The sequence below is a fragment of the Streptomyces bugieae genome, assembly GCF_036352915.1.
Taxonomy (GTDB): domain Bacteria; phylum Actinomycetota; class Actinomycetes; order Streptomycetales; family Streptomycetaceae; genus Streptomyces; species Streptomyces endophytica.
This window is the reverse complement of the sequence record NZ_JAZBJP010000038.1, coordinates 14,093-39,400: the sequence shown is the minus strand read 5'-3', so window position 1 is coordinate 39,400 and position 25,308 is coordinate 14,093. Positions and strand designations below refer to the sequence as shown.

Annotated in this window: 18 protein-coding genes; 11 read left to right on the top strand and 7 right to left on the bottom strand. The window is 72.2% G+C overall.

What is annotated here, in order from left to right:
- Positions 1-23 precede the first annotated feature (23 nt).
- A complete protein-coding gene (locus V2J85_RS34725; protein ID WP_330823767.1) occupies positions 24-1,847 on the bottom strand; it encodes a BACON domain-containing protein in 1,824 nt (607 codons plus the stop codon).
- 262 nt (positions 1,848-2,109) lie between these two features.
- On the opposite strand from V2J85_RS34725, the gene radA reads away from it, so the two are divergent.
- The 3 genes from radA (at position 2,110) to V2J85_RS34710 (ending at position 5,727) form a co-directional block, all read left to right on the top strand.
- Entirely contained in the window at positions 2,110-3,522 is a 1,413-nt protein-coding gene (gene radA / locus V2J85_RS34720) for a DNA repair protein RadA (RefSeq protein WP_261956359.1), read from the top strand.
- 125 nt (positions 3,523-3,647) lie between these two features.
- Complete coding sequence (gene disA / locus V2J85_RS34715; RefSeq protein WP_030415811.1) at positions 3,648-4,772, top strand: DNA integrity scanning diadenylate cyclase DisA; 1,125 nt, start codon at positions 3,648-3,650, stop codon at positions 4,770-4,772.
- Between the two features lie 146 nt (positions 4,773-4,918).
- Positions 4,919-5,727 (top strand): IS5 family transposase gene (locus tag V2J85_RS34710; RefSeq protein ID WP_261956360.1). Its coding sequence is split into 2 segments (ribosomal slippage): positions 4,919-5,266 and positions 5,269-5,727, totalling 807 coding nucleotides; the frame shifts between segments, so codons are not numbered across the junction.
- A gap of 86 nt (positions 5,728-5,813) precedes the next feature.
- Here V2J85_RS34710 and V2J85_RS34705 read toward each other — a convergent pair.
- The 3 genes from V2J85_RS34705 to V2J85_RS34695 all read right to left on the bottom strand — a co-directional run bounded on the left by V2J85_RS34705 (position 5,814) and on the right by V2J85_RS34695 (position 8,883).
- Entirely contained in the window at positions 5,814-6,803 is a 990-nt protein-coding gene (locus V2J85_RS34705) for an NAD-dependent epimerase/dehydratase family protein (protein WP_330823766.1), read from the bottom strand.
- Between the two features lie 376 nt (positions 6,804-7,179).
- Complete coding sequence (locus V2J85_RS34700) at positions 7,180-8,031, bottom strand: hypothetical protein (protein WP_330823765.1); 852 nt, start codon at positions 8,029-8,031, stop codon at positions 7,180-7,182.
- A gap of 300 nt (positions 8,032-8,331) precedes the next feature.
- Complete coding sequence (locus V2J85_RS34695) at positions 8,332-8,883, bottom strand: pyridoxamine 5'-phosphate oxidase (RefSeq protein ID WP_330823764.1); 552 nt, start codon at positions 8,881-8,883, stop codon at positions 8,332-8,334.
- Between the two features lie 625 nt (positions 8,884-9,508).
- Here V2J85_RS34695 and V2J85_RS34690 point away from each other — a divergent pair.
- Positions 9,509-10,468: an HhH-GPD family protein gene (locus tag V2J85_RS34690; RefSeq protein WP_261956364.1), complete on the top strand. Its 960-nt coding sequence runs from the start codon at positions 9,509-9,511 to the stop codon at positions 10,466-10,468.
- An 845-nt stretch (positions 10,469-11,313) separates the two neighbouring features.
- Complete coding sequence (locus V2J85_RS34685) at positions 11,314-11,934, top strand: SigE family RNA polymerase sigma factor (RefSeq protein WP_078871998.1); 621 nt, start codon at positions 11,314-11,316, stop codon at positions 11,932-11,934.
- A gap of 325 nt (positions 11,935-12,259) precedes the next feature.
- Here V2J85_RS34685 and V2J85_RS41505 read toward each other — a convergent pair whose 3' ends face one another.
- Entirely contained in the window at positions 12,260-12,592 is a 333-nt protein-coding gene (locus V2J85_RS41505) for a hypothetical protein (RefSeq protein WP_410011292.1), read from the bottom strand.
- Here V2J85_RS41505 and V2J85_RS34680 point away from each other — a divergent pair.
- Genes V2J85_RS34680 through cseC form a run of 3 tightly spaced genes read left to right on the top strand, consistent with a single transcriptional unit; the run spans position 12,573 to position 15,025 of the window.
- On the top strand, positions 12,573-12,995 hold the full coding sequence (locus V2J85_RS34680; RefSeq protein ID WP_410011293.1) for a hypothetical protein: 423 nt from the start codon (positions 12,573-12,575) through the stop codon (positions 12,993-12,995). The genes V2J85_RS41505 and V2J85_RS34680 overlap by 20 nt on opposite strands.
- A gap of 9 nt (positions 12,996-13,004) precedes the next feature.
- Positions 13,005-13,715 carry a two-component system response regulator CseB gene (cseB, locus tag V2J85_RS34675; RefSeq protein WP_261956366.1) on the top strand — a complete coding sequence of 237 codons (711 nt, stop codon included), beginning with the start codon at positions 13,005-13,007 and terminating at the stop codon, positions 13,713-13,715.
- An 8-nt stretch (positions 13,716-13,723) separates the two neighbouring features.
- Entirely contained in the window at positions 13,724-15,025 is a 1,302-nt protein-coding gene (cseC, locus tag V2J85_RS34670) for a two-component system sensor histidine kinase CseC (protein ID WP_261956367.1), read from the top strand.
- Positions 15,026-15,433: 408 nt separating this feature from the next.
- Here cseC and V2J85_RS34665 read toward each other — a convergent pair whose 3' ends face one another.
- Positions 15,434-17,068, bottom strand: coding sequence for an MDR family MFS transporter (locus V2J85_RS34665; protein ID WP_261956368.1), 1,635 nt, complete (start codon positions 17,066-17,068; stop codon positions 15,434-15,436).
- Positions 17,069-17,214: 146 nt separating this feature from the next.
- Here V2J85_RS34665 and V2J85_RS34660 point away from each other — a divergent pair, with 146 nt between their 5' ends.
- A complete protein-coding gene (locus V2J85_RS34660) occupies positions 17,215-17,829 on the top strand; it encodes a TetR/AcrR family transcriptional regulator (RefSeq protein WP_261956369.1) in 615 nt (204 codons plus the stop codon).
- On the opposite strand, the gene V2J85_RS34655 is transcribed toward V2J85_RS34660, so the two are convergent.
- Positions 17,811-18,509, bottom strand: coding sequence for a M23 family metallopeptidase (locus V2J85_RS34655; RefSeq protein WP_261956370.1), 699 nt, complete (start codon positions 18,507-18,509; stop codon positions 17,811-17,813). The two genes, V2J85_RS34660 and V2J85_RS34655, sit on opposite strands and share 19 nt — an antisense overlap.
- Before the next feature lie 680 nt (positions 18,510-19,189).
- Between V2J85_RS34655 and V2J85_RS34650 the strand changes: the two genes are divergently transcribed.
- Both V2J85_RS34650 and V2J85_RS34645 read left to right on the top strand, forming a co-directional pair.
- On the top strand, positions 19,190-22,414 hold the full coding sequence (locus V2J85_RS34650; protein WP_330823762.1) for an NACHT domain-containing protein: 3,225 nt from the start codon (positions 19,190-19,192) through the stop codon (positions 22,412-22,414).
- A 58-nt stretch (positions 22,415-22,472) separates the two neighbouring features.
- Positions 22,473-25,082, top strand: a complete 2,610-nt coding sequence (locus V2J85_RS34645; RefSeq protein WP_330823761.1) for an NACHT domain-containing protein — start codon at positions 22,473-22,475, stop codon at positions 25,080-25,082.
- The last annotated feature ends 226 nt before the right edge of the window (positions 25,083-25,308 follow it).

The window sequence follows — 25,308 nt, the reverse complement described above, 5'->3', positions numbered from 1 at the left end:
GCTCTCCCCGCCCGGTCCGCAGCTCAGCGGGCCGGGCGGGTCGTGTGCGACGGGGTGTCCGACGGCTTGAAGGGCGTCGCCCCGGAGGTCGCCGTGGGACCGCTCGGCGACGGCGTCGGCGAAGGGTCCGAGGGGCCGGGCGTCGGACTCGACTGCGACGGGGCCGGCGTCGGATCCGCGGGTGTGGGGTGCGTGGGCGCCGGCGTGTGCGGGGGACGCGACGGCGACGGGTCGGCCGGCGACGGGCCCTGCGGGGCGGTCGCCGGGCCGGCGCCGCCGTAACCCTCCAGCGTGACCGCGGTGCCGCCCGGACGGATGGCGATCCGGGTCCGCCAGTGGCCCGCCGGTTCCCGGTCGTGGTCGACGTAGACCGTGACCGTCGTGGACTGCCCGGGCCGCAGATAGCCCGCCGTCTGGCTCATCTGCAGCCATGCCGCGCCCGGCGTCGCCGTCCAGTGCACCGGCTCGCCACCGGACGCGCTGATCGTGATCGCCGTCGTGCCGCCGCTGGGCTGCGCGGCGACCGTCAGCCGCCCCGGACCCGACACCGTACGGTCCGCCTCGCCCGGCCGCAGCGGGGTGCCGTCCGCGCCGATCACCGCGACCGACACGTCCGGCGTCGGGCCGTCGCCCCTGATGGCCGGCGACGGCGTGGTCCGGGCGTTCCCGGCGTTCTCGTACCGGCCGTCCAGCCGCGCCCCGGCGTCCGTGTCGTTCGCCGTCACCGAGGGCGTGCCGTCCGCCACGGTCTCCCCTGTGGCGGGCGCACCGCGGTAGGCCGCCCACAGGGCCAGCACCGGCGCCGCGATGACCGTGGCGACCACCGTCGTGGTCAGCGCCCGGGCGCGCAGCCGGCGCCGCCGCGCCGACCGGTCCGGCGGCGGGCCCACCGGGAAACCGCCGCGGTCGTAGCGAGGAGAACCGTTTGGCCCACCCGAGCGGCCCCGGCGCCCGGCCGCCGCGGAGCCGTCGGCCCGGCCCGTACGGGACCGCCGGGCCGCCGCCAGCGCCCCCAGCACCGCCTCCTGCGGCGCGGTGACCAGCGGCAGCGAACCCCGGGCCGCCGGCGCGGTGCCCGGCCACGGCCCCGGCGCGGTGGCCCGCTCCGCGGTCCGCCGGCAGGTCGCGCAGTCGTCGACGTGCCGCACCAGCTCCCGGCTCAGCGCCGCCCCCAGCAGCACCTTGCTGTCCCCCGCCAGCTGCGCCACCTCCTTGCACCGGCCGGACTCGACGACGGCCAGCGCCGCCCGGGTCCGCTCCACCTCGCAGGAGGCCGTGGCGAGCAGCGCGCGGGTGGCGATCGGGTCGGCGCCGAGCACCGCGGCGACCTCGTCGGCGGAGAGCCGGTGCCGCACCGACAGCTCCAGCGCCTCCCGCTGCCCGGGAGCGGTGCCCGCGGCCTCCGGCCAGGCCAGCACGGCCAGCTCGCGCTGCCGCCGCTCGCTGTCGCGGGGCGGCGCCGCGCGACCGGTGTCGCCGCCGGCGCCGGCGCCGGTCCGCTCGGCGAGCCGGCGCAGGCACGCCCAGCGGGCCAGCGCGTACAGCCAGGCGCGGTGCAACGCCGGGTCGGCCGGGCGGCGGTGGTGGTGCCGCTCGGCCAGCGCCAGCATCTCGCCGAGCACCGCGGTCGCCGCGTCGTGCTCGCACAGCACCGACAGGCAGTAGGTGAACAGGCCGTCCAGATACGGCTGATAGCCGTCACCGGGCTCGTCCGGGGCACCCGGGACGGGCGGCTGGAGGGGCCGGGAGGAAGGCTGGGCGGACTGCGGACGGCTCCGGCGCCGGTCGTCGCCGCGCGACCGGTGTGCGCCGGTGGAGTGCGTGGGGTGCTCGGGCCTGCTGCTCATCACCCCGGCGACGGTAGGCGGATGATGCAGCCGGACTTACTCTCCCGGACCACTTTTAACCCTTACGGGTGACCATCTCCCTCAAAAGGGGACACGACCCGGCCACGGCACCAGGAACGCACGCGGCGTGCGCCACCCGGTCGGCGCAACGAACGGCGCGGGCGGGCGGCGCAACGACGGCAGGCGGCCCGGACCGAGGCGATACGGCCCGGGCGCGGCGTCGCCCGCGGCGTTGTCGGACCCCGCCGCTACCGTGAACCCCATGGCAACTCGTAAAGCGCCGGGCAAGGAACGCCCCTCCTACCGCTGCACCGAATGCGGCTGGACCACCGCCAAGTGGCTCGGCCGCTGCCCGGAATGCCAGGCGTGGGGCACGGTCGAGGAGTTCGGCGGCACCCCCGCCGTCCGCACCACCGCGCCCGGCCGGGTCACCACCGCCGCCCTGCCCATCGGCCAGGTCGACGGCAAGCAGGCCACCGCCCGCTCCACCGGCGTCGACGAGCTCGACCGCGTCCTCGGCGGCGGCCTGGTCCCCGGCGCGGTGGTCCTCCTCGCCGGCGAGCCCGGCGTCGGCAAATCCACCCTCCTCCTGGACGCCGCCGCCAAATCCGCCTCCGCCGACCACCCCACCCTCTACGTCACCGGCGAGGAATCCGCGAGCCAGGTCCGGCTCCGCGCCGACCGCATCGGCGCCCTCGACGACCACCTCTACCTCGCCGCCGAGACCGACCTCTCCGCCGTCCTCGGCCACCTCGACACCGTCAAGCCCTCCCTGCTGATCCTGGACTCCGTGCAGACCGTCGCCTCCCCCGAGATCGACGGCGCCCCCGGCGGCATGGCCCAGGTCCGCGAGGTCGCCGGCGCCCTCATCCGCGCCTCCAAGGAACGCGGCATGTCCACCCTCCTCGTGGGCCACGTCACCAAGGACGGCGCCATCGCCGGCCCCCGCCTCCTGGAACACCTCGTCGACGTCGTCCTCCACTTCGAAGGCGACCGGCACGCCCGCCTCCGCCTCGTCCGCGGCGTCAAGAACCGCTACGGCACCACCGACGAGGTCGGCTGCTTCGAACTCCACGACGAAGGCATCACCGGCCTCGCCGACCCCAGCGGACTCTTCCTGACCCGCCGCGACGAACCCGTCCCCGGCACCTGCCTCACGGTGACCCTGGAGGGCCGCCGCCCGCTGGTGGCGGAGGTCCAGGCGCTCACCGTCGACTCCCAGATCCCCTCACCCCGGCGCACCACCTCCGGCCTGGAGACCTCCCGTGTCTCGATGATGCTCGCCGTCCTGGAACAGCGCGGCCGGATCAGCGCCCTCGGCAAACGCGACATCTACAGCGCCACCGTCGGCGGCGTGAAGCTCACCGAACCCGCCGCCGACCTCGCCGTCGCCCTCGCCCTCGCCAGCGCCGCCAGCGACACCCCCCTGCCCAAGAACCTCGTCGCCATCGGCGAGGTCGGCCTCGCCGGCGAGGTCAGACGCGTCACCGGCGTCCAGCGCAGGCTCTCCGAAGCCGCCCGGCTCGGCTTCACCCACGCCCTCGTCCCCACCGACCCCGGCAAGATCCCCGACGGCATGCGGGTCCTGGAGGTCGCCGACGTCGGACAGGCACTCACCGTCCTGCCCAAGCGCGTACGCCGGGAGGCCCCACAGGAGGAGGGTGTGCGCCGGTAGACTTTGCCCTGGTCTCGCCCGTCACCGCAGAATTGCCTGTCGGCCACGTACGCTCCGGTGGTACGTCAACCACAGCAAGGGCCGGGCGGCCCGCGGACCGACAGACCGTGCGACGGAGGAGTGCAGTGGCAGCCAACGACCGGGCATCGACTCCCGGCAGGTCCGGCGGGGGATCCGGCACCGAGAGCCTGATGCGCGCCTCGCTGAGCGCCGTCGCCCCCGGCACGGCCCTGCGCGACGGACTGGAACGCATCCTCCGCGGCAACACCGGCGGACTGATCGTCCTGGGCTTCGACAAGACCGTCGAGACCATGTGCACCGGCGGCTTCGTCCTCGACGTCGAATTCACCGCCACCCGCCTCCGCGAGCTCTGCAAGCTCGACGGCGCACTGGTCCTCGACAAGGACATCACCAAGATCCTCCGGGCCGGCGTCCAGCTCGTCCCCGACGCCTCCATCCCCACCGAGGAGACCGGCACCCGCCACCGCACCGCCCAGCGCGTCTCCATCCAGGCCGGCTTCCCCGTCGTCTCCGTCAGCCAGTCCATGCGGCTGATCGCGCTCTACGTCGACGGCGAGCGCCGCGTCCTGGAGGAATCCGCGGCCATCCTCTCCCGCGCCAACCAGGCCCTCGCCACCCTGGAGCGCTACAAGCTCCGCCTCGACGAGGTCGCCGGCACCCTCTCCGCCCTGGAGATCGAGGACCTGGTGACCGTACGGGACGTGACCGCCGTCGCCCAGCGGCTGGAAATGGTCCGCCGCATCGCCACCGAAATCGCCGAGTACGTCGTCGAACTCGGCACCGACGGCCGGCTCCTCGCCCTCCAGCTCGAAGAGCTCATCGCCGGCGTCGAACCGGAACGCGAACTGGTCGTCCGCGACTACGTCCCCGAGCCCACCGCCAAGCGCGCCCGCACGGTCTCCGAGGCGCTCGCCGAGCTGGACTCCCTCACCCACGCGGAACTCCTCGAACTCCCCAACGTGGCCCGCGCGCTGGGCTACAGCGGCGCCCCCGAGACCCTCGACTCCGCCGTCTCCCCGCGCGGCTTCCGCCTCCTGGCGAAGGTCCCCCGCCTCCCCGGCACCGTCATCGATCGCCTCGTCGACCACTTCGGCGGCCTCCAGAAACTCCTCGCCGCCAGCGTCGACGACCTCCAGACCGTCGACGGCGTCGGCGAGGCCCGCGCCCGCTCCGTCCGCGAGGGCCTCTCCCGCCTGGCGGAGTCCTCGATCTTGGAGCGGTACGTGTAGGTGGGGGCTGCAGGAGGTGGGCGGGGAATAGCCACCTCCCCCTTGCCGTTGTGGCCTCGCAGGGGGCCCGCGCATCCCCTACGGGATCCGTTCGGCTCCCCCCTAAGACGCCGTTTCTGATGGTGTGATCGCTCGTTGAGCCGTGCATGACGGATCTGGTTGAGCGGTTGGTACCGGACGAGTTGTGGGTGCTGTTCCGGCGGGTGGTCCCGCCGACGGAGGTCATACGCCCGCAAGGCGGCGGCCGCCGACGGGCCGGTGACCGCGCATGCCTGGCAGCGATCATCTTCGTGGCCACCTCGGGCTGCACCTGGCGGCAACTGCCGCCGGTGTTCGGGCCGGCCTGGCCCACCGTCTACCGGCGCTTTGCCCAGTGGAGCCGGGATCGGGTGTGGGCCAGGCTGTACCGCGTCATCCTTGACGAGCTCGGTGCCCGGGGCGAGTTGGACTGGTCGCGGTGTGCGATCGACTCCGTCAGCGTCCGGGCGGCAAAAGGGGGCCACTGACCGGACCGAATCCGACCGACCGCGGCAAGCCGGGATCGAAAATCCACCTGATCACCGACCGAAACGGTGTGCCGCTGTCGCTGGGCATCTCCGGCGCCAACGTGCACGACAGCCTCGGCCTGGAGCCGCTCGTGCGCGGGATCCCGCCCATCCGCTCCCGCCGCGGCCCGCGCCGCCGGCGTCCGGCCAAGCTCCACGCCGACAAGGGCTACGACTACGACCACCTGCGGAAATGGCTTCGTGAGCGTCGCATCCGCCACCGCATCGCCCGCAAGGGCATCGAGTCGTCCACGCGGCTCGGCCGACACCGCTGGGTCGTCGAGAGAACGGTCTCCTGGCTGGCCGGATGCCGAAGGCTGCACCGCCGTTACGAGCGAAAGGCCGAGCACTTCCTGGCCTTCGTCGGCATCGCCGCAGCCCTCATCAGCTACCGCCGACTCACCAACTGAAACAACGTCTAAGGGCCCCCACCCGTCACCTTCCCCTCCCCGCCGCCCTTGAGCTGGGTGGCCCGCCCGAAACCCCCGGGACCTCCCTACCGCAGGACCGCCGCCTCCTTCTCCTCCGCCAGCCCCACCACCGGCCGGTCCGGACGCTGCGGCGCCACCCCGCCGATACTCCGCAACCACGCCCACGTATCGGCCACCGTCTCCGCAACCGGCCGGCACCGCAGCCCCGTCGCCAGCGCACGGGACACATCCGCCCCGAACATCGCATCCCGCGACTCATCCGTCGCCAGCCACACCGGCAACTCGGTCCACGGCTCCACACCGGCCGCGAGCACGTCCTCCGGCGCCGTCCAGCGCAGCTCCGCATCCGAGCCGGTGACCTTCACGCAGCTCTCCAGCAGCTCCCCCATCGTGGCGTGCCCGATCTCGCTCACCAGGTTGTACGCCCCGCCGAGCCCGGCCTCCAGCGCGTCCAGCGTCCACTCCGCGAGGTCACGCACGTCGATGTACTGCAGCGCCAGCTCCCGCGGCCCCGGCGCCAGAACCGGCCCACCACGGGCGATCCGGCCCAGCCACCACGGCAGCCGCCCGATGTTCTCGTACGGCCCGAGGATCAGCCCGGCCCGCACCAGCAGCGCCCGCTCCCCGAACGCGTCCAGCGCCGCCAGCTCCCCGCCCCGCTTGGCCGCCGCGTAGTCCTCGGCGTCCGTGGCGTCCGCGGACCCCGCCACCAGCGGCCCGTCCTCGTCGAGCCGGTACGCCGCCGGATACGCGTACACCGACCGGCTGGACACGTACGCATACCTGCCGGCCCGCCCGGCCAGCAGCCGCGCCGCGTCCCGCACCGCCGAGGGCGCACCGCTCCAGGTGTCCACGACGGCGTCCCATTCCCCCTCCCGCAACGCCGCGAGACCCTCCGTGCCCGCTTCCCCCCGTTCACCGTGCAAGGCCGTCACGCCCTCCGGCGCCGCGTGCCTCCCCCGGTGGAAGACCGTCACCTGCCAACCCCGCGCCACCGCCGCCTCGGTGACCGCCCGCCCCACGAACTCCGTACCGCCCAGCATCAGTAGCTTCATACCGCCGACTGTGCCGGACCCCGTCGGCCCGGACCAGCACCGCACGCCATCAGCGAAATCCCCACCAGCGGAATTACCGGAGGCCCCGCCTCCGGATCAGGGACGCCCCACGCCCAACGACGTACGACGAACGGGAACGGAAACGCAAACGCGAACGGGAACGGGAACGGGAACGGGAACGGCCAAGGCTCCACAGCGCTCAGCGTTACGGCGAGCCGCCAACCGACGACGGCCGACGGCGACGGCTGACGGCTGACGGCCTACGGCCAACATCGATCAGCGAATGGCGATCAACGAACGGCCGACGATGAACCAGTGAAGGAGGTGAACGCGGTAAACGCGGTGAAGAGGTGAACGCGGTAAAAACGGTGAACGCTCAGTCCTCGGCCAGAACGAACGACGTACGGGCGGACTCCAGCCCCGGCACCTTGGCCTCGATCCGGTACTTACCGGACGGCACCGTGGCCGAACTGGGCGTCGCGCACTGCGGTCCGCTCGCTCGCCGGTCCCACTCGACGGTGCGCTTCACGGAGCCGTTGGCCGGCACCTGCAAGAGCGCCGGCGCGGTGCCCGAGGGGCAGTCGTTCGAGGCCCACACCCGGTCGCCACCCGCGGCGTCGCTGATCGTGAGCACCGTCGCCTTCCGCCCGAGGTCCACCTTGCAGGCCGCGTCGGCCGTGTTCTTGATGGTCAGCTCGAACTTCGGCTTCTTGTCCGGCGCGTACGAGTCCTTGACGCTCCGCAGCACCAACTCGACCTTCGGATCAGTGCAGTTGGGCAACGAAGAACTGGCCGGAACACCCTTGCCGGACCCCTGCCCGATCGGCCCGCCGGCTCCCGCACCACCGGCCGACGCCCCGCCCCCGGAACCACCACCGGCCCCGTCGTCCTCGCCGCCGGCGCCACCGCTCCCGCCGCCCGAAGAGCCGGCACCGCCGCTGGCCCCGGAGTCGTCCCCCGACTCCCCTCCGGACCCCGACTCACCGCGTCCGCCCGGCTTTTGACTGATCGCCGGGCCCGCGGACGAGGGTCCGGGCGTGATCGACGTCGCGGGCCCCTTCCCGTGCGCACCACCCTTGCCCTCGTCGCCACCGTTGCCCCCGCCGCCCAAGTTGAGGGCCCACACGACCAGTAGGGCGAGCAGGACGACGATGGCCAGCGCAACGGCCCTCCGCCGCCAGTAGATGGAGGAGGGAAGCGGCCCGATCGGATTGCGCAGTGATCCCACGCGGAAACTCTACGAGAGATCAGCAGCCGCACCGGCCACTACCCGCCGCATCAGACTGCAACTTTTCCCATGATCAGCCCGGCCCCCACCACCCACACCCACCCAACCCGCCACACACGTCCCTTCCGCCCCACCAACCCCACCCATCCACCACCCCTCATCCACCACCCCTCATCCCCCCTCGCCCACCCCGCTCAACCCCACCCATCCCCCCACGGCCAACCCGCCGACCAGCCGCCACTGCCACCGCTGCCGCCACTGCCACCGCTACGGGCAGCGCCCCCCGGCACCGCCCAGCACCTACGCCCCCTCCGGCCGCTGCCACTCCTCCTTGTGACCGAACCCCTGGCCGTTGTCGATCAGCCGCAGCCAGTCAGGACGCAGCTCCCAAAGGGTCGTGCGTTCCAACGCGGCCCGGAGCCGCTCGTCCGCCTCGACGAAGGGGAAGCGCCGGGTATAGGCGCGCCAGCCGACGGCCCGCTCGGCGCCCGACAGAGGTCGGCAGCGACCTCGGCCCTGAATCCCCGTCAGGGCACTCCACTCCTGGCCGTCGCGCTGCACCGTGAAGGCGACCCGGGCCCCCGGCTCGGCCAGGGCCCGGCCGTGGCGGGTCGTGGCCGAGGTGACGAAGTACAGCACCGGCCCGCCGACCGCGCCCGCACCTGTCTCCGCCGCGTCGGCCGTCTCCACCTCCCCCGCCGCCTCGCCCACCTCGGCCGCCTCGACCTCGTCATTGGCGGCGCCGGTGGCGTATAGCACCGCGCAGGCCTGCGGGCCGTCCTCGTCCACGTACGCCAGGGTGATCGTCGTGTGAGCGGCCAGCGCCTGCTCGATCGCGTGCGGACAGGGCACAGGTCTCACAGCTGTCGCGCCGCCACGCACGGACTCGCCGTCACGCACGGACTCGCTGCTGGACGCAGCCTCGCCACCGCGCACGGACTCGCCGGCACTGTCGCCCGCCCTCGCCGTACGCCTGTCGCTCACTTCTGGCATCTGTGGCATCTGCCCGTCGCTGTCGTTCGTCTTCTTCGCCATACCCGCATCCCGGCCGTGTGCCTTGCGCCCTGTGTCCTGCGCCTTGTGCTCTGTGTCCCTGCGCCTTGCGTCGTGCGTCCTGGGTCCTGGGTCCTGCGTCCTGCGTCCTGCGTCCTGCGTCCTGCGTCCTGCGTCCTGCGTCCTGCGTCCTGCGCATTTTCCTGCGCGCCCCGCCGCGCCCCGTTATCGCCTGGACCCGCCATGCCTTGTTTCGCCTTGCCTTGTTTCGCCTTGTCGCCTCCTTCTTATCCCGGCAACGATTACGGAGAGTAATCAGTTCCCTCGGATTGTAGTGAGTTTGCGGAGGCGGTCGTGGGGGTGGCGTACCGGCGGTAGCGGCCAGGCGTGCGTATGTGGCCGTCCTGCGAGTGGGTGGGCGTGCGGCGGGGCGCGGCCGGTGCGTTTCCTGGGCGCGTGCGGACGTGCCAGGATCGTCGGTGCCATGACTTCGACGCCTGTCACCTCATCTGCCACGTCCGACGCCGCCGAGACCGCTTCCGCCGCCGTTCCGGCCGCGGAGGCCGCAGACGGGACCGCGCTGCACGGGCCGGTCACCGACTGGTTCGACGAGCATGCCCGCGATCTGCCCTGGCGCCGCCCCGAGGCGGGCGCCTGGGGTGTGATGGTGAGTGAGTTCATGCTCCAGCAGACGCCGGTCAGCAGAGTGCTGCCGGTGTACGAGCAGTGGCTGGCCCGCTGGCCGCGCCCCGCCGACCTGGCCGCCGAGGCGCCGGGCGAGGCGGTCCGCGCCTGGGGCCGGCTCGGCTATCCGCGGCGCGCGCTGCGGCTGCACGCCGCCGCGTCCGCCATACAGGAGCGGCACGGCGGTGACGTACCGCGCGAGCACGCCCAGCTGCTGGCTCTGCCCGGCGTCGGCGAGTACACCGCCGCCGCGGTCGCCTCGTTCGCGTACGGGCAGCGGCACGCGGTGCTGGACACCAACGTGCGGCGGGTGTTCGCGCGCGCGGTGGCCGGCCGGCAGTTCCCGCCGAACGCCACCACCGCCGCCGAGCGCAAGCTCGCCCGCCAACTGCTGCCCGAGGACGAGAAGCTGGCGGCACGCTGGGCGGCGGCCACGATGGAGCTGGGTGCGCTGCTGTGCACGGCGCGCACGCCGGAGTGCCACCGTTGCCCGATCGCCTCGCGGTGCGCGTGGCGGCTGGCCGGCTCCCCGGCGCACGACGGGCCGCCGCGGCGCACCCAGACGTACGCCGGTACCGACCGGCAGGTGCGCGGGAAGCTGCTCGCGGTGCTGCGGGAGGCGGTGGCTCCGGTTCCGCAGCAGGTGCTGGACGCGGTGTGGGACGAGCCGGTGCAGCGCGCCCGGGCGCTGGACGGGCTGGTCTCGGACGGCCTGGTGGAACCGCTGGGCGGCGGACGGTACCGATTGCCGCTGTCGTAGGCGGGCCGTCGGTCGACGAACGGCCCCGATCGACGGTCCCGGCCGACGTAGTCGGCCGAGTTACCGGTGCCGGTCCGCCCGTGCGTAGCCGCGCCGGTGCGCGACCGGGCCCCGGGCGGGCGGGCGCGGGCCGCAGGCGCCCGTGCGCGACCGGCACCCTCACCTAACCGTCCCTCGCCCCCAACCGGCACCCGTCCCTAACCGCCGCTCGCCCCCAACCGGCACCCGTCCCTAACCGTCGCTCACCCCTAACCGGCACCCGTCCCTAACCGTCGCTCACCCCCAACCGGCACCCGTCCCTAACCGTCGCTCACCCCTAACCGCCGCCCTGCCCATCCGTCGCCCGTGCGCGATCGCGCCGTGCCTTCGTGCGTGCGTACTTCATGCGCCGTACCTCATGCGCCGTACTCCGTCCGCCGTATAGCGAGGCCGTCCGCCCGGCGCCCCGTACACCCCCGGCACCCCGCACCTCCAGGGGCGGCTGCGCCCGTAGCCGCCCCTGACTGTCTTTCACGGCCGAAAAGGGTCGGTAGTTGGCTGGATGGTGATTCTTCGGCCGGGCGGCGCTGTGCCGGACCACATGTTTGTGAAGGTGCCGTGACATGTGCCGTGACATGTGCCGTCACGTGCGCCGTGACGGATGTCGTGCCGGATGCCGTGCGCCTCATGGGCCTTTCGGCGGGGGTGTTGTCCGTCCGGAGTATGACGGCGCGGGGGTCGCCGTCCCCCCGAGGTATGACCCCCGGCGCGCTGTTACACAACCGAGGGTTTTCCGTGCACTCGCTGTGGGGCCGACGCACATTACGCCGCAACACCCCCTCCGTAGCGTCTTCCACGTGCTGGAGATGACCGCCAGCGCAGTCAACGTGGGGAATCGCAAGCGGATCGGAGGCGTCGGGATGGCGACCAGCGGCGGCAAGGTACTGGACTTCGAAGAGTACGTGCGGACGCGGCAGGAGGCCCTGCTGCGCAGCGCCCGGCGTCTGGTGCCCGATCCGGTCGACGCCCAGGACCTGCTGCAGACGGCGCTGGTGCGCACGTACGGCCGCTGGGACGGGATCGCGGACAAGTCGCTGGCCGACGCCTACCTCCGCCGCGTCATGATCAACACCCGTACGGAGTGGTGGCGGGCCCGCAAGCTGGAGGAGGTGCCCACCGAGCAGCTTCCGGACGCGAGCGTGGACGACGGCACCGAGCAGCGCGCGGACCGGGCGCTGCTGATGGACATCCTCGGGGTGCTGGCTCCCAAGCAGCGCAGCGTCGTCGTGCTGCGGCACTGGGAGCAGATGAGCACGGAGGAGACGGCTGCCGCGCTCGGGATGTCCACGGGTACGGTCAAGAGCACGCTGCACCGTGCGCTGGCGCGGCTGCGTCAGGAGTTGCAGGCCCGCGACATCGACGCGCGGATGCTGGAGCGCGGCGAGCAGGACCGGGCGCGGCAGGACCAGGAGCGGTGCGCGGCCTGACGGCGGGTGGCGCGGGCCGGTGCGCGGCCTGACGTGCGGGTGGAGCCCTCAGTGATCACACGCATGACAAATGTGTGAAAACGGTCACGTGGTCCGGAGCCGTACGGTTCATGGGTCGACGCGTCACAATCACATCAGGGAACACCTCGGAAACACCTCGGGGAAAGCCCTCGGGAAACACCCCAGGGGAGTCCTCGAGGAAGACCTCGGGGGACGCGCCTCGGGGAACACCTCAGGGTCGGCTTCGCCGAACGGCATCACACAGCAACGAATACCTTCACTTCAGTCACTGAACTCAGTCACTGAGCTCAGTCACTCAACTCAGTCACTCAACGAGCAGCAGCGGGATCGGCGGCTGTGCGAGCAGCACGGTGAGCAGGAGCGGATTGTCCAGGAACAGGTTGACCAGGATCGGGTTGACCAGAGGCGGCGCGGCCACGGCGGGGGTGGCCGCCGTCGGCCTTTTGCTGGCCGGGTGCAATCCGGGGGGCGAGGGTGTGCGCAGCGAGGGGTCGGCGAGCAGCACCCCGATGCCCAAGGGGGCGGCGAGCAGCGCGCCGAGTCCGACCTCGTCGGCCGGGTACAAGAAGGTCGACGCGGTCCGGCTGATGCGGGACGATCCGAGGGTCGGCGCGGACGTGAAGAAGTCCCTGTACAAGCCGTGCGCCGCCGACGAGTACCCGGTGGAGGTGACGTATGCGTCGCTGACCGGCGGTTCGTCGCCCGATGTCATCGTCAACGTCATGACCTGCGCGGATTCCGTGGGGATCGGGTCCTACGTGTACCGCAGGGACAGCGGGGCGAAGGACGGGTATGACAACGTGTATGCGAATGAGCAGCCGTCGGTCTCCGCCGCGGTGAACAAGGGTGAGCTGGAGGTCTCGAAGCAGACCTACGCGGCCGGCGACAAGGTGTGCTGTCCGTCCGGTGAGGACGTGACGACGTACCACTGGGCGGGCGGCCGCTTCACCCAGTCCGACCAGTACCACACCGACTACAGCAAGACCACCGTCGACAGCATCCCGGCGCCCGGGGACAGCGGCGCGGGGTCGGAGGGTTGAGACAACCGCATGGCCGACACCCATGTGCTTTTCGTCGAGGACGACGACGTCATCCGTGAGGCGACGCAGCTCGCGCTGGAGCGGGACGGATTCGTGGTCACCGCGATGCCGGACGGGCTCGCGGGGCTGGAGGCGTTCCGTGCGAACCGTCCGGACATCGCGCTGCTCGATGTGATGGTGCCGGGACTGGACGGGGTCAGTCTGTGCCGGCGGATCCGCGACGAGTCGACGGTTCCGGTGATCATGCTGTCGGCGCGGGCCGACTCGATCGACGTGGTGCTGGGCCTGGAGGCGGGCGCGGACGACTACGTCACCAAGCCGTTCGACGGGGCGGTGCTGGTGGCGCGGATCCGTGCGGTGCTGCGCCGTTTCGGCCACGCGAGCGGCCCGGACGGCGCCAAGCCGGCCGCGGCGGCGGACGACGCCCCGGACGAGGCGGTGCTGCGCTTCGGTGACCTGGAGGTCGACACCGAGGGCATGGAGGTCCGCAAGGGCGGCGAGAACGTGGCGCTGACGCCGACCGAGATGCGGCTGCTGCTGGAGTTCTCCAACGCGCCGGGTACGGTCCTCTCGCGCGACCGGCTGCTGGAGCGGGTGTGGGACTACGGCTGGGGTGGTGACACCCGGGTCGTGGACGTCCATGTCCAGCGGCTGCGCGGCAAGATCGGCCAGGACCGGATCGAGACGGTCCGCGGTTTCGGATACAAGCTGAGAGGCTGACGCCGCCGGTGGTGAGGCTGGCCCTGCGGACAGGGCTGAGATGGAAGCTCAGCGCCGCGATCGCGCTCGTCGGAGCGCTGGTCGCGATCGCGCTGAGCCTCGTCGTGCACAACGCGGCCCGCCATTCCATGCTCGACAACAGCCGGGACGTGCAGGTCGAGCGGCTGAACTTCACCCAGAAGATCTTCGAGTCGACCAGCCGGCTGCAGTTCGGGGCGAAGATCGACGATCCGGCGCTGCCGGAGCCGCTGCGCCGCGAGGTCGCGGAGAACGAGCGCGCGACGTATCTGCAGGACACCGGGGAGACGGCGCCGGAGGTGTGGGCGGCGACGCCGTTGAGCGACGGCCGGGTGCTGTCGATGCACGACCGGTTCCCGGACCGGTTCGCCGTTCTGGACGATCTTGACCAGGCGCTGCTGATCGGTTCGACCGCCGTGGTGGTGGGCGGCTGTGCGCTGGGCGTACTGGTCGGCGGGCGGCTGTCGAAGCGGCTGCGGAAGGCGGCCGCGGCGGCCGGGAAGCTGGCCGACGGGGACACCTCGGTACGGATCCGTGACGAGGTCGGCGGCCGGGTCCGGGACGAGACGGACGATCTGGCGTGGGCGGTGGACGCCATGTCGGACGCGCTCCAGGAGCGGATCGAGGCCGAGCGGCGGGTGACCGCGGACATCGCCCATGAGCTGCGCACGCCGGTCACCGGTCTGCTGACCGCGGCCGAGCTGCTGCCGCCGGGCCGCCCGTCGGAGCTGGTCCGGGATCGTGCGCAGGCGCTGCGGACGCTCGTCGAGGACGTCCTGGAGGTGGCCCGGCTGGACGGCTACGCCGAGCGCGCCGAGCTGCAGGACGTGGCGCTGGGCGAGTTCGTGACCCGCCGGGTGCGGGCCCTGGACCCGGACATCAAGATCGATGTCGTACGGGACTCCGAGGCGACCACCGATCCGCGCCGGCTGGAGCGGATCCTGGGCAATCTGATCGCGAACGCGGCGCGGCACGGCAAGCCGCCGATCGAGGTGACGGTCGAGGGCCGGGTGCTGCGGGTGCGCGATCACGGGCCCGGTTTCCCGGAGGCGCTGCTCCGCGAGGGCCCGAGCCGGTTCCGCACCGGCAGCAGCGACCGGGCGGGCCGCGGCCACGGGCTGGGCCTGACCATCGCCGCGGGCCAGGCCCGCGTGCTGGGCGCCCGTCTGACCTTCCGCAACGCGGACGAGCTGACGGACGGTTCGACGGGCGCGATCTCCGTCCTCTGGCTGCCGGAGAACGCCCCGACGAGTACGGGGAGCTTTCCGGTCATTCATCTTCCGGATAGATAGCCCACCGTTCCGCTGCGCTGTGCGGCGCCTCCCACGTACCCGTCCGTCCCGCCGCGGTTGTTGCTCGCCGTTGCTCCCCCACTGCCTGAAGGGCGTGGGAGGTACCCCCATGCGGCGGGCGGTTGTGTGTCGGGTGCGGTGACAGCCCTACAGACTTCGTCCTCCGGTCTGTCCCCTCCCGTTGGTGGGGGAAATAGCTGAGTGGGGGTGCACGCGACCAGTCACGTGCACCCCCACTCAGGGTTTTTCCCCACCCACAACGGGAGGGGGCGGGCCGGAGGTCCGTCACCGCACCCGACAGCCCTGCGCAGCGGCTCGCCCGCCGCAGGCGTAACGGCGAGCGACCACCGCGGCGGGACGGCCGAGTACGTACGGCGCGCGTCAGTCGCGTCAGCCGCGTCAGCCGCGTCAGACCGCCGCCGCGACCCGCTCCGCCTCCGCGGCCCCGCCCTGCGGGTCCGCGGCCGCCTTCGCCGCCGGCCCGCCCCGCAGCGGGACCTCCTTCAGGAACCACGCCGCCGCGAAGCCGATGATGCTGACCAGGGCGCCCCAGAGGAAGACCTGGTGGGCACCGTTCGCCACCGCGTGCGCGTACGCGTCCTTGACCATCGGCGGGAGTTCGGGCAGGCGCTTGGGGTCCATCTGGGCGCCGCCGCCGGCCATCTTGTCGCCGGCGGCCTTGCCGAGCCGCGCGGCCATCGTGGACTGCACCTGGTTGGTGAAGATCGCGCCGAGGATCGCGACGCCGAAGGAGCCGCCGATGGTGCGGAAGAGGGTGGCGGACGAGGAGCCGACGCCCATGTCCTTCAGCTCGACGCTGTTCTGGGCGATCAGCATCGTGGTCTGCATCAGGAAGCCCATGCCGGCGCCGAGCACGGCCATGTAGACGCCCGAGGTGAAGCGGGTGGTCCCGGTGTCCATGAGGGACAGTACGGCCATGCCGGCGGTGAGCAGGCCGCTGCCGACCACGACGAAGACCTTGTACTTGCCGGTCTGGGTGGTGACCCGGCCGGCGAACAGCGAGACGGCCATCATCGCCAGCAGCATCGGCAGCAGCAGCAGGCCGGAGTTGGTGGCCGAGGCGCCCTGCACGGTCTGCTGGAACAGCGGCAGGAAGGTCATCGAGCCGAACATCACGAAGCCGACGAGGAAGCCGATGACGGTGACGAGCGAGAAGTTGCCGTTGCGGAAGATGTGCAGCGGCAGCACCGGCTCGGCGACCTTGCGCTCGACCAGGATGAACGCGATCAGGGCGAGGACGCCCAGGATGCCGAGGCCGATGATCTGCGGCGACAGCCAGTCGTACTCGGTGCCGCCCCAGGTGGTGATCAGGACGAGGGAGGTGATGCCCAGGGTGAGCAGCGCGGAGCCGACGTAGTCGATGCGGGCCTGGGAGCGCTTCTTCGGCAGGTGCAGCACCGCGGTGACCATGATCAGCGCGACCGCGCCGAGCGGCAGGTTGATGTAGAAGCTCCAGCGCCAGCCGAGGTGGTCGGTGATGGTGCCGCCGACCAGCGGGCCGCCGATCATGGCGACGGCCATGACGCCGGCCATCATGCCCTGGTACTTGCCGCGTTCCCGCGGCGGGATCAGGTCGCCGATGATCGCCATGACGCCGACCATCAGGCCGCCGGCGCCGAGTCCCTGGACGGCGCGGAAGCCGATCAGCTGGCCCATGTCCTGGGCCATGCCGGACAGTGCGGAGCCGATCAGGAAGAGCACGATGGACGTCAGGAAGACGCCCTTGCGGCCGTACATGTCGCCGAGCTTGCCCCAGATCGGGGTCGAGGCGGCGGTGGCGAGCGTGTAGGCGGTGACGACCCAGGACAGGTGCTCCAGCCCGCCCAGATCACCGACGATGGTCGGCATCGCGGTGCCGACGATCATGTTGTCCAGCATCGCGAGGAGCATCGCGATCATCAGCGCGAAGAGCACCAGCCGCACGCTCGCCGGCTGCTTGCCCTCCGGCGCGGCCTGGGCCTGTGCCCCGGCCGCCGCCGTTCTTCCGTCCCCCGTCGGGGTCGCAGACTGCGACTTCCCCATTTGCCTTCCCTCTCCTACTTACTTGCCGCCCGGCTAGTTCAGTACAGTGAGGAAGGTAGGCGGCTAACTAGCCGGGCGTCAAGTAAGTTTCTTTGGCCCGGTCCTGGGCACGCCTCCCACCAGCATCGACGACGCAGGAGAGCACCATGAGCACAGGGCAGCAGCGCCGGGGGAACACCCGCCAGCGCATTCAGGACGTCGCTCTGGAGCTGTTCTCCGAACAGGGCTACGAGAAGACCTCGCTCCGGGAGATCGCCGAGAAGCTGGACGTCACGAAGGCGGCGCTGTACTACCACTTCAAGACCAAGGAAGACATCGTCATCAGCCTGTTCCAGGACCTGGGCCGGCCCTGTGACGAGCTGATCGCCTGGGCCGAGGGGCAGCCGCGGACGCTTCAGACCAAGCTGGAGGTGATCCGCCGCTACCACGAGGCGCTGCGTTCGGCCGAGCCGCTGTTCCGCTTCATGCAGGAGAACCAGGCCACGGTGCGCGATCTGAGCATCGGCGAGACCTTCAAGGCGCGCATGCTGACCCTTTTCGGCCTCCTGAAGGAGGACGATGCGGAGCTGACGGATCAGGTGCGCTGCATCACCGCGCTCTTCTCCATGCACGCGGGCATGTTCGCGATGCAGCACGTCGAAGGCGACCCCGAGGAGAAGCGCAAGGCCATCCTCGAGGTCGCCACAGAACTGGTCACGGCGGCGAACCCGCCGAACCGCCGGCCAGCCCGGCCGGATTCAGCTCAGACGGCGTCGCCGTGAGCCCGCAGGAATCCGGTCGGCTCGATGCCCGACCCGTAGTTGGGGCCGGTGCGGACCTCGAAGTGCAGGTGGGGGCCGGTCGAGTTCCCGGTGCTGCCGGACAGCGCGATCTGCTGACCGGTGCCGACCTGCTGGCCGACGTGGACCTGGATCACTGACAGGTGCGCGTACTGGGTGTACGTCCCGTTCTCGTGCTGGATCACGATGGCGTTGCCGTACGCCGGGCCGTCACCGCCGCCCCAGGGGCCGGCCTTGATGACGGTGCCCTTATGGACGGACTTGACCGCGGTGCCGCTCGGCACGACGAAGTCCTGGCCGCTGTGCTTGTGGGCCCAGTGGCTGCCGGGAATGCCGAAGGGCTCGCCCAGCGTGTACTTGTCGACCGGCTTGACCCAGGCGTCGGCCTTCTTGGCCGCGTCCTTCTTCGCCTTGGCCGCGGTGGCCTTGGCGTCGGCGGCGGCCTTGGCCTGGGCGTCGGCCTGCGCGCTGACGGTCGAGCCGACGTGCGAGGTGAGGCCCAGCAGACCACCGTCGGCGGCGGAGGCGGCACCGGCGCCGAGCGCGACGGTCACACCGACACCGGCGGCCACCACGGCGGCCCGGCGGCGCAGCAGGGACTTCGCGGTCTTCGGGGTACCGGCGGAGTTCTTGGAATGGCGAATGGCGGCGAACTTCGACATGCGGGTTTTTTCCTTCCGGAATTCGATCAGGAAGATCTGGGAGATCAGAGAGATCAGGAATTTCGCGACTTCCCGGCTGCGGCCCGGTAGCGCCATTCCTTGGTAACCGGTCGGGGCCGCCTGGCCAAGACCCTCCGCTACTAAGCGGGCCCGTACGAAAGCCGTCGGGAAAGAACCTCTTGCATTCCGCCTGGACCTTTGCATGACCGGCATGAATCACCGCATACCGGACAGCTGGACTGCCCATGAAATGGCTGCTGATCAGGCCTTTTACCCGTACATTGCCCAGGTGGAGGTGCCGCTCCGGCCCCCGCCCCCACCACGCCCCGCCTCAGCCCCCGAAAACCCCCGCCCCGCCGCCCGCCCTTTCTTCTAATTCCGCTAGTAGGCCCGAAACCGGCTGTGCGCCATGTCACCACCGGACCGGTTCCTTTGTGACCTGGGTTACCCGGTCAATGTGACCTGGATTACCGGAGAGCTGTGACCCGCATTACTCGCGGGCGCCCATCCGGTTATTGCGAAGGGATTGTCCGGGCGCGCGGGATCGCGAATTCCGTGACCGCCGCCACACCGTCCCGGCTAGCCTGGCCCCACGACATCACCGGCTGCGTGACGGCCACGTCACCGGTCACGGACCACCGGCCACGGGGGGGGCGGCGCGCACGATGGACCCGTCAGCAGTGGGCATACGACTCGCGTCCGGCGCGGTCGCACCGCTCGTCCGGAAGCTCTTCGTCAAGGAGGGGCCGGGCGCCGGCCTCGTCCCGGCCCCCGTACGGATCTCCGCCCTGGTGTCCTTCACCGGCGAGCAGCGCACCCTCACCCGCAAGGACCTGCACACACTCGCCGCGGAACTGGTGCGGCGGGCGTTACGCAACCGCGGCCCCGGCGAACGCCCGGTCCCCGAGGACGAGGAACGCGCGGTGGCCGACGCGCTGGCCGCCACCCTGCACGCCCTCGGCGACCTCGACATGGACGACGTACAGGCCGTCCGGCTCGGCGCCGGAGCCCTCGCCGACCGCCTGCTGACCGCGGCCCCGGTCGCCGCCCGCGACCTGTCCCGGGACGCCGAGCTGCTGCACCGCGCCCTGCTCGACACCGCCTGCCTGCACATCGTGCACTTCTTCAGCCAGCGGTCGGCCTTCGTCGCCCGCACCCTCGTCCAGCAGAGCCGCAGCCTGGACGGCCTGATCGCCACCATGGACGCGTTCCTCGAACGGCACCCCTCCCCGCGGGCCGCGGACCTCGCCTTCGAGCGCAGCTATCTCACCTACGTGGCGCGCAAACACAGCCGACTCACCATCTACGGCATCGACCTGACCCACTCCCCGGACCGCTGGCCGCTCGACGCCGCGTACATGAGCCTCGCGGCGACACCGGCCGCCGGACGCGGACCGGAGACCCCCGGCCCGTGGGAGGAGGACGGCGCCCACCCGGCCGGCGCCCCGGCCCCGCTCCCCGCCGACCAGGCCCTGGCCGGCCGCGACCGGGTGCTGCTGCGCGGCGTGGCCGGCTCCGGCAAGAGCACCCTCGTGCAGTGGCTGGCCGTCTCCTGCACCAAGGCCCCCGGCGAGACGCCGCTCCCCCACCTCTACGGCCGGATCCCGTTCGTCCTGCCGCTGCGCACCCTCACCCGCGACGGCGCGCCGCTGCCCACCCCGGACCGCTTCCTGGCGGCCGTCGGCTGCCCGCTGTCCGGCGCCCGGCCCGACGGCTGGACCGACCGGGTGCTGGCCTCCGGGCGGGGCCTGCTCCTCGTCGACGGGCTGGACGAGATCCCGGACCGCGAGCGCGCACAGGCCCGGCACTGGCTGCGCGATCTGCTCGACGCGTTCCCGGACAACCTGTGGCTGGTCACCACCCGGCCCTCCGCGGTGCGCGACGACTGGCTCGCCCCCGACGGCTTCGACGAGCTGACGCTGGCGCCGCTGCGCCGCGCCGAGGTCACCGCGTTCATCGGCCGCTGGCACGACGCGGCCCGCCGCGACGCCGAGGACCCCGCCCGCCTCGACGCGTACGAGCAGTCGCTGCTGGCCGCCGTCCACACCAAGCAGGACCTCGCCCGGCTCGCCACCAACCCCCTCATGTGCGGGCTGATCTGCGCCCTGCACCGCGACCGGCGCGGCTATCTGCCCACCGGCCGCAAGGAGCTGTACGACGCGGCGCTGGTCATGCTGCTCTCCCGCCGCGACCGCGAGCGCGACATGACCGCCCCCACGGGCATCGAGCTGAACGACGAGCCGCAGATCCAGCTGCTGCAGCGGCTGGCGTACTGGCTGATCCGCAACGGCCGGACGGAGCTGGACCGGGAACGGGCCGAGCGGACCGTCGGCGAGGCGCTGCCGGCGGTACCGGCGGCCGCCCGGCAGGGGGACGCGGCGGCCGTGCTGCGCCATCTGCTGCTGCGCAGCGGACTGCTGCGCGAACCGGTGGCCGGTTCGGTGCAGTTCGTCCACCGCACGTTCCAGGACTACCTGGGTGCCAAGGCGGCCGTCGAGGACGGTGACATCGGGCTGCTGGTGGCGCATGCGGACGACGTCCAGTGGGAGGACGTGATCCGGTTGGCGGTGGCGCACGCCCGCCCGCGCGAACGGGCCGAACTCCTAAGGGAGTTGCTCACCCGCGGCGACTGCGCCGCCGACCCCCTGACCGGGCTGCGGATCCACCTGCTCGCCCTGGCCTGCCTGGAGCACGCGACGGAACTCGACCCGGCCGTACGGGAGGAGGTGAACGCACGGGCGCGGGCGATCCTGCCGCCGCGGAGCCGGGAGGAGTCACGGCTGCTGTCCTCGGTGGGGCCGCTGGTCGTGGAGCTGCTGCCCGGACCGGACGGCTTGGAGGACGACGAGGCGCAGGAGGTGGTGGCGACGGCGGCGCTGGTCGGGTCGGATGCGGGGCTGGAGGTGATCAAGCGGTTCCGTTCCCATGCCTCGGCCCGCGTCGGGGTGCAACTCGCCGCGTCCTGGCGGACGTTCGATACCGAGCGCTATGCCCGGGAGGTCCTGCGACACCTCGACGAGAGGGTGACGATCACCGCCGAGTCCACCGAGGAGCTGCGCCTGCTCAAGGCGCTCGGAGGCCGGCAACGCATCGTGGTGAGCGGCTCGTACACCGCTCGCGAGCTCCTCGACGAGCTGGTCCACGAGCCGCTCAGAAGTCTGACGATCACGGAGAACCCGGAGATCACCGACCTCGGCTTCCTCCGCGAGTTCCCGAACCTGGAGTTTCTGTCGCTGTGGGGGTGCCCCTCGGTCGAAAGCCTCGTCCCACTCGCGGACCTCGGCCTCCGCACGCTGAACCTGTCCGGGCCGCCGGATCAGGATCTGCCGACCCCGCCCGGTCTCGACGCGCTGACCGGCCTCACCGACCTGAACCTCTACACCCGGCTGCCGGACGGTATCGCGGCGCTGCCCACGGGTGATTCGCTGACTTTTCTGGGGCTTGGCCAGCCCCTCGGAAACGAGTTCGTGGGTCTGGCTTCCCGGCCCAGCCTGCGCACCCTGTCTCTCCCCCGGCTCACGGACGGATTCGGCGAGGAGCAGTGGGCCGAGTTGGCCGCACTGCCGGAACTGCGCTGGCTGTCCGTGGGCCTGGCGTCCGACGAGGTGTGGTCGCTGGACCTTCCGCCGGGCGTCCGGCTCCCCCAGGTCACCACCCTCGACCTGGTCAATCCGGCCCGGCTGTCCGCTGCCCGGCTGAGCGTGCTGCTGGAGACTCTGCTTCCGGCCTTTCCCTGCCTGACCAGCCTCAACGTATACGGTTCGATCGACGCCCCGATCCCCCTTCCCCCCTTGACCGGGCTGTCCGAGCTCCGCGAAGTCGGCCTCTACAACCTCCGCCCCGACCCCGCCCCCGACCTCCCGCCCGGCGTCGAACTCACCCTCCACCCCCGCCCCCGCACATAGGCTGGGACGGGTACAGGCGCTCAACGTCCCTGCCCGGTACCGCAGTTACGGGAAGTCCATGGATCCCACGAGCCTCGCCGCACGTCTCGCCCCGCACACCGTCGATCCCCTCGTCCGCAAGCTGTTCCGCACCGACGGGCCGGTCACCGAGCTGGTCGGCCGGCCCGTTCCGATCGCGCTGCTGGTGTCGTTCACGGGCGAGAAGCCGGAGTTGAGCGCGTCCGACCTGGACGAGCTCGCCGCGTCCCTCGTCGCGCGGGCGACGGGGGCCGGGGACCCGGACCTGGCCGCCGCGCTGGCCCGTACGCTGCGGGCGCTCGCCGAGACCGGGATGGACGACGTCGACGCGGCGCGGCTGCTGCCCGCGGAGTTCGCCCGCCGGCTGTGCGCGCGGGTGCCCGGGGCCGCGCGCCCGCTCGCAGGGGACCGTGCGCGGCTGTACGGGCTGCTGGTGGACGTGGTGGCCCGGCACGTCCTGTACTTCCTCACCCGGCGGTCGCCGTACGTGGCGCACACCCTCGCCGAGCAGACCCGTACGCTCGCCGAGCTGATCCACGGGCCGGACGCCGCGGCCGCCGCACCACCGGAACGCGCCCCCGGAGAATCCGCCACCCCCAACGGCCCCGGCACCGGCACCGGCTCCGCCTCCGGGGAGGACGCCGTCGACGAGGACGCCTTCGAGGAGGAGTACGCGCGGCGCACCGCCGCCCTGCACAACCACCTCACCATCTACGGCATCGACCTCGCGCACTCCCCGGACAGCTGGCCGCTGGACGCCGCCTATCTGGGGCTGCAGTGCGAGCCGGGGTCCCCGGAGGACGATCCGCCGCTGCCCGCGGAGCGGGCGCTGGCCGGGCGCGGGCGGGTGCTGGTGCGCGGGGTGGCCGGGTCCGGCAAGACGACGCTGCTGCAGTGGCTGACCGTCGCCACGGCCCGCGACGAGCTGCCGGACGCGCTGGCGGAGCTGCGCGGCCGGGTGCCGTTCCTGCTGCCGGTGCGCCGTTTCGCCCGTGCGGGGCTGCCCGCCCCGGAGACGTTCCTGGACGCGGTCGGCTATCCGGACGCGGGCCGGGCGCCGGCCGGCTGGACGGAGCGGGTGCTGGCGGAGGGGCGGGCGCTGCTTCTGGTCGACGGGGTCGACGAGGCGCCGGAGGACGAGCGGGAGCAGCTGCGCCGCAAGCTCGGCGAGTGGACCGGCCGCTACCCGGACAACGTCTGGATCGTCACCTCCCGGCCGTCCGCGGTGCCCGGCAACTGGCTGGCCGACGAGGGCTTCGGGGAGGTGGCGCTGGCGCCGATGAGCCGGGAGGACGTCGCCGCGTTCATCCAGCGCTGGCACCGGGCCGCGGCCCAGCAGCGCCCGACCGACCTCGACCGGCTCGCCGGCTACGAGCGGACGCTGCTGAACGCGGTGCGGATCACCCGCGATCTGGGGCGGCTGGCGACCAATCCGCTGATGTGCGGGCTGCTGTGCGCCCTCCACCGCGACCGGCGCGGCTATCTGCCGCACGGCCGCAAGGAGCTCTACGACGCGGCGCTGTCGATGCTGCTGGAGCGGCGTGACCGGGAGCGGGCGATGGGGGCGCCCGACGGGGTGGAGCTGACCCGGCAGCCGAAGATCCAGCTGCTGCAGAAGCTGGCCCACTGGATGCTGATCCACGGCCGTTCGGAGATGGACCGGGCGACGGCGGTCGCGACGCTGGCGGAGCATCTGCCGGCCGTTCCGGACGCCGCCCGGCAGGGCGGGCCGGAGGAGGTGTTCCGGCATCTGCTCAACCGGACCGGGCTGCTGCGGGAGCCGACGCCCGGCACCGTCGACTTCGTGCACCGCACGTTCCAGGACTACCTGTCCGCGCGGGCGGTGGTACAGCGGCACGATTTCCCGCTGCTGCTGGAGCACGCGCACCACGACGCGTGGGAGGACGTCATCCGGATGGCGGTGGCGCTGGCCCGGCCGGACGAGTGCGCGGCTCTGCTGGACGGGCTGCTGGCCCCGCATGCGGGCGTGCGGGCCGCGGAGGCCCGGCACCGCAAGCTGCTGGCGGCGGCCTGTCTGGAGCACGCCGCCGAGCTGGATCCGGCGGTCCGGGCGCGGGTGCAGCGCTTCACCCGGGACATGGTGCGTCCCGGTACGCCGTCGGCGGCCCGGGCGCTGGGCTGGATCGGGCCGATCGTGCTGGAGATGCTGCCGGACCCCACCCAGGCCCCGGACCCGGAGGCGGTGCTTCTGGCGATCACCGCCACGTCGATCGCGGACGACATGGCGATCGACTATCTGACGGGGCTGCGCGACCGGGCGCACCACGACATCCGGGCGCAGCTCGCCGGGGCGTGGCGGCGCTACGACACGGCCCGCTACGCCCGCGAGATCATCGCCCACCTCGATCCGGCCGAGCTGTATTTCCCGGTGTCCGGTCCGGAGGAACTGCAGGCGCTGCGCCGGCTGGGCGGCCGTCCGCACCTGCGGATCGCGGGGTACTTCACCCCGGACCAGCTGGTCGAGGGCATCGCGCCGGCCGAGGGCCTGACCCGGCTGTGGCTCGCGTACGACCTCGGCGTTTCGATGGAGTGGCTGTCCGCCTTTCCGAATCTGGACACGCTGCGGATCGGCCACCGTATTCCGCCGGTGCAGGGGGTTCCGGACGGAATTCGGGTGGTGCGGCGGTAATCACCGGAGCTAATGGTTCCGGAAGCGCGCGGAAGCATCCCGGAAGTGTGCGGAAGTGCCGCGGGAAGCGCGCCGGAAGATTGGCCTCCGCGGCGTCGGGTGTCTCATCCGTATCTACTGCATCGTGCGTATCCGCCGTATACCGAGCACCCGTATCCGCACGTATCCGCAAACGGAAACGGAACTGCCCGGAATCGTTTCGTACGATTCCGGGCAGTTCCGGTGC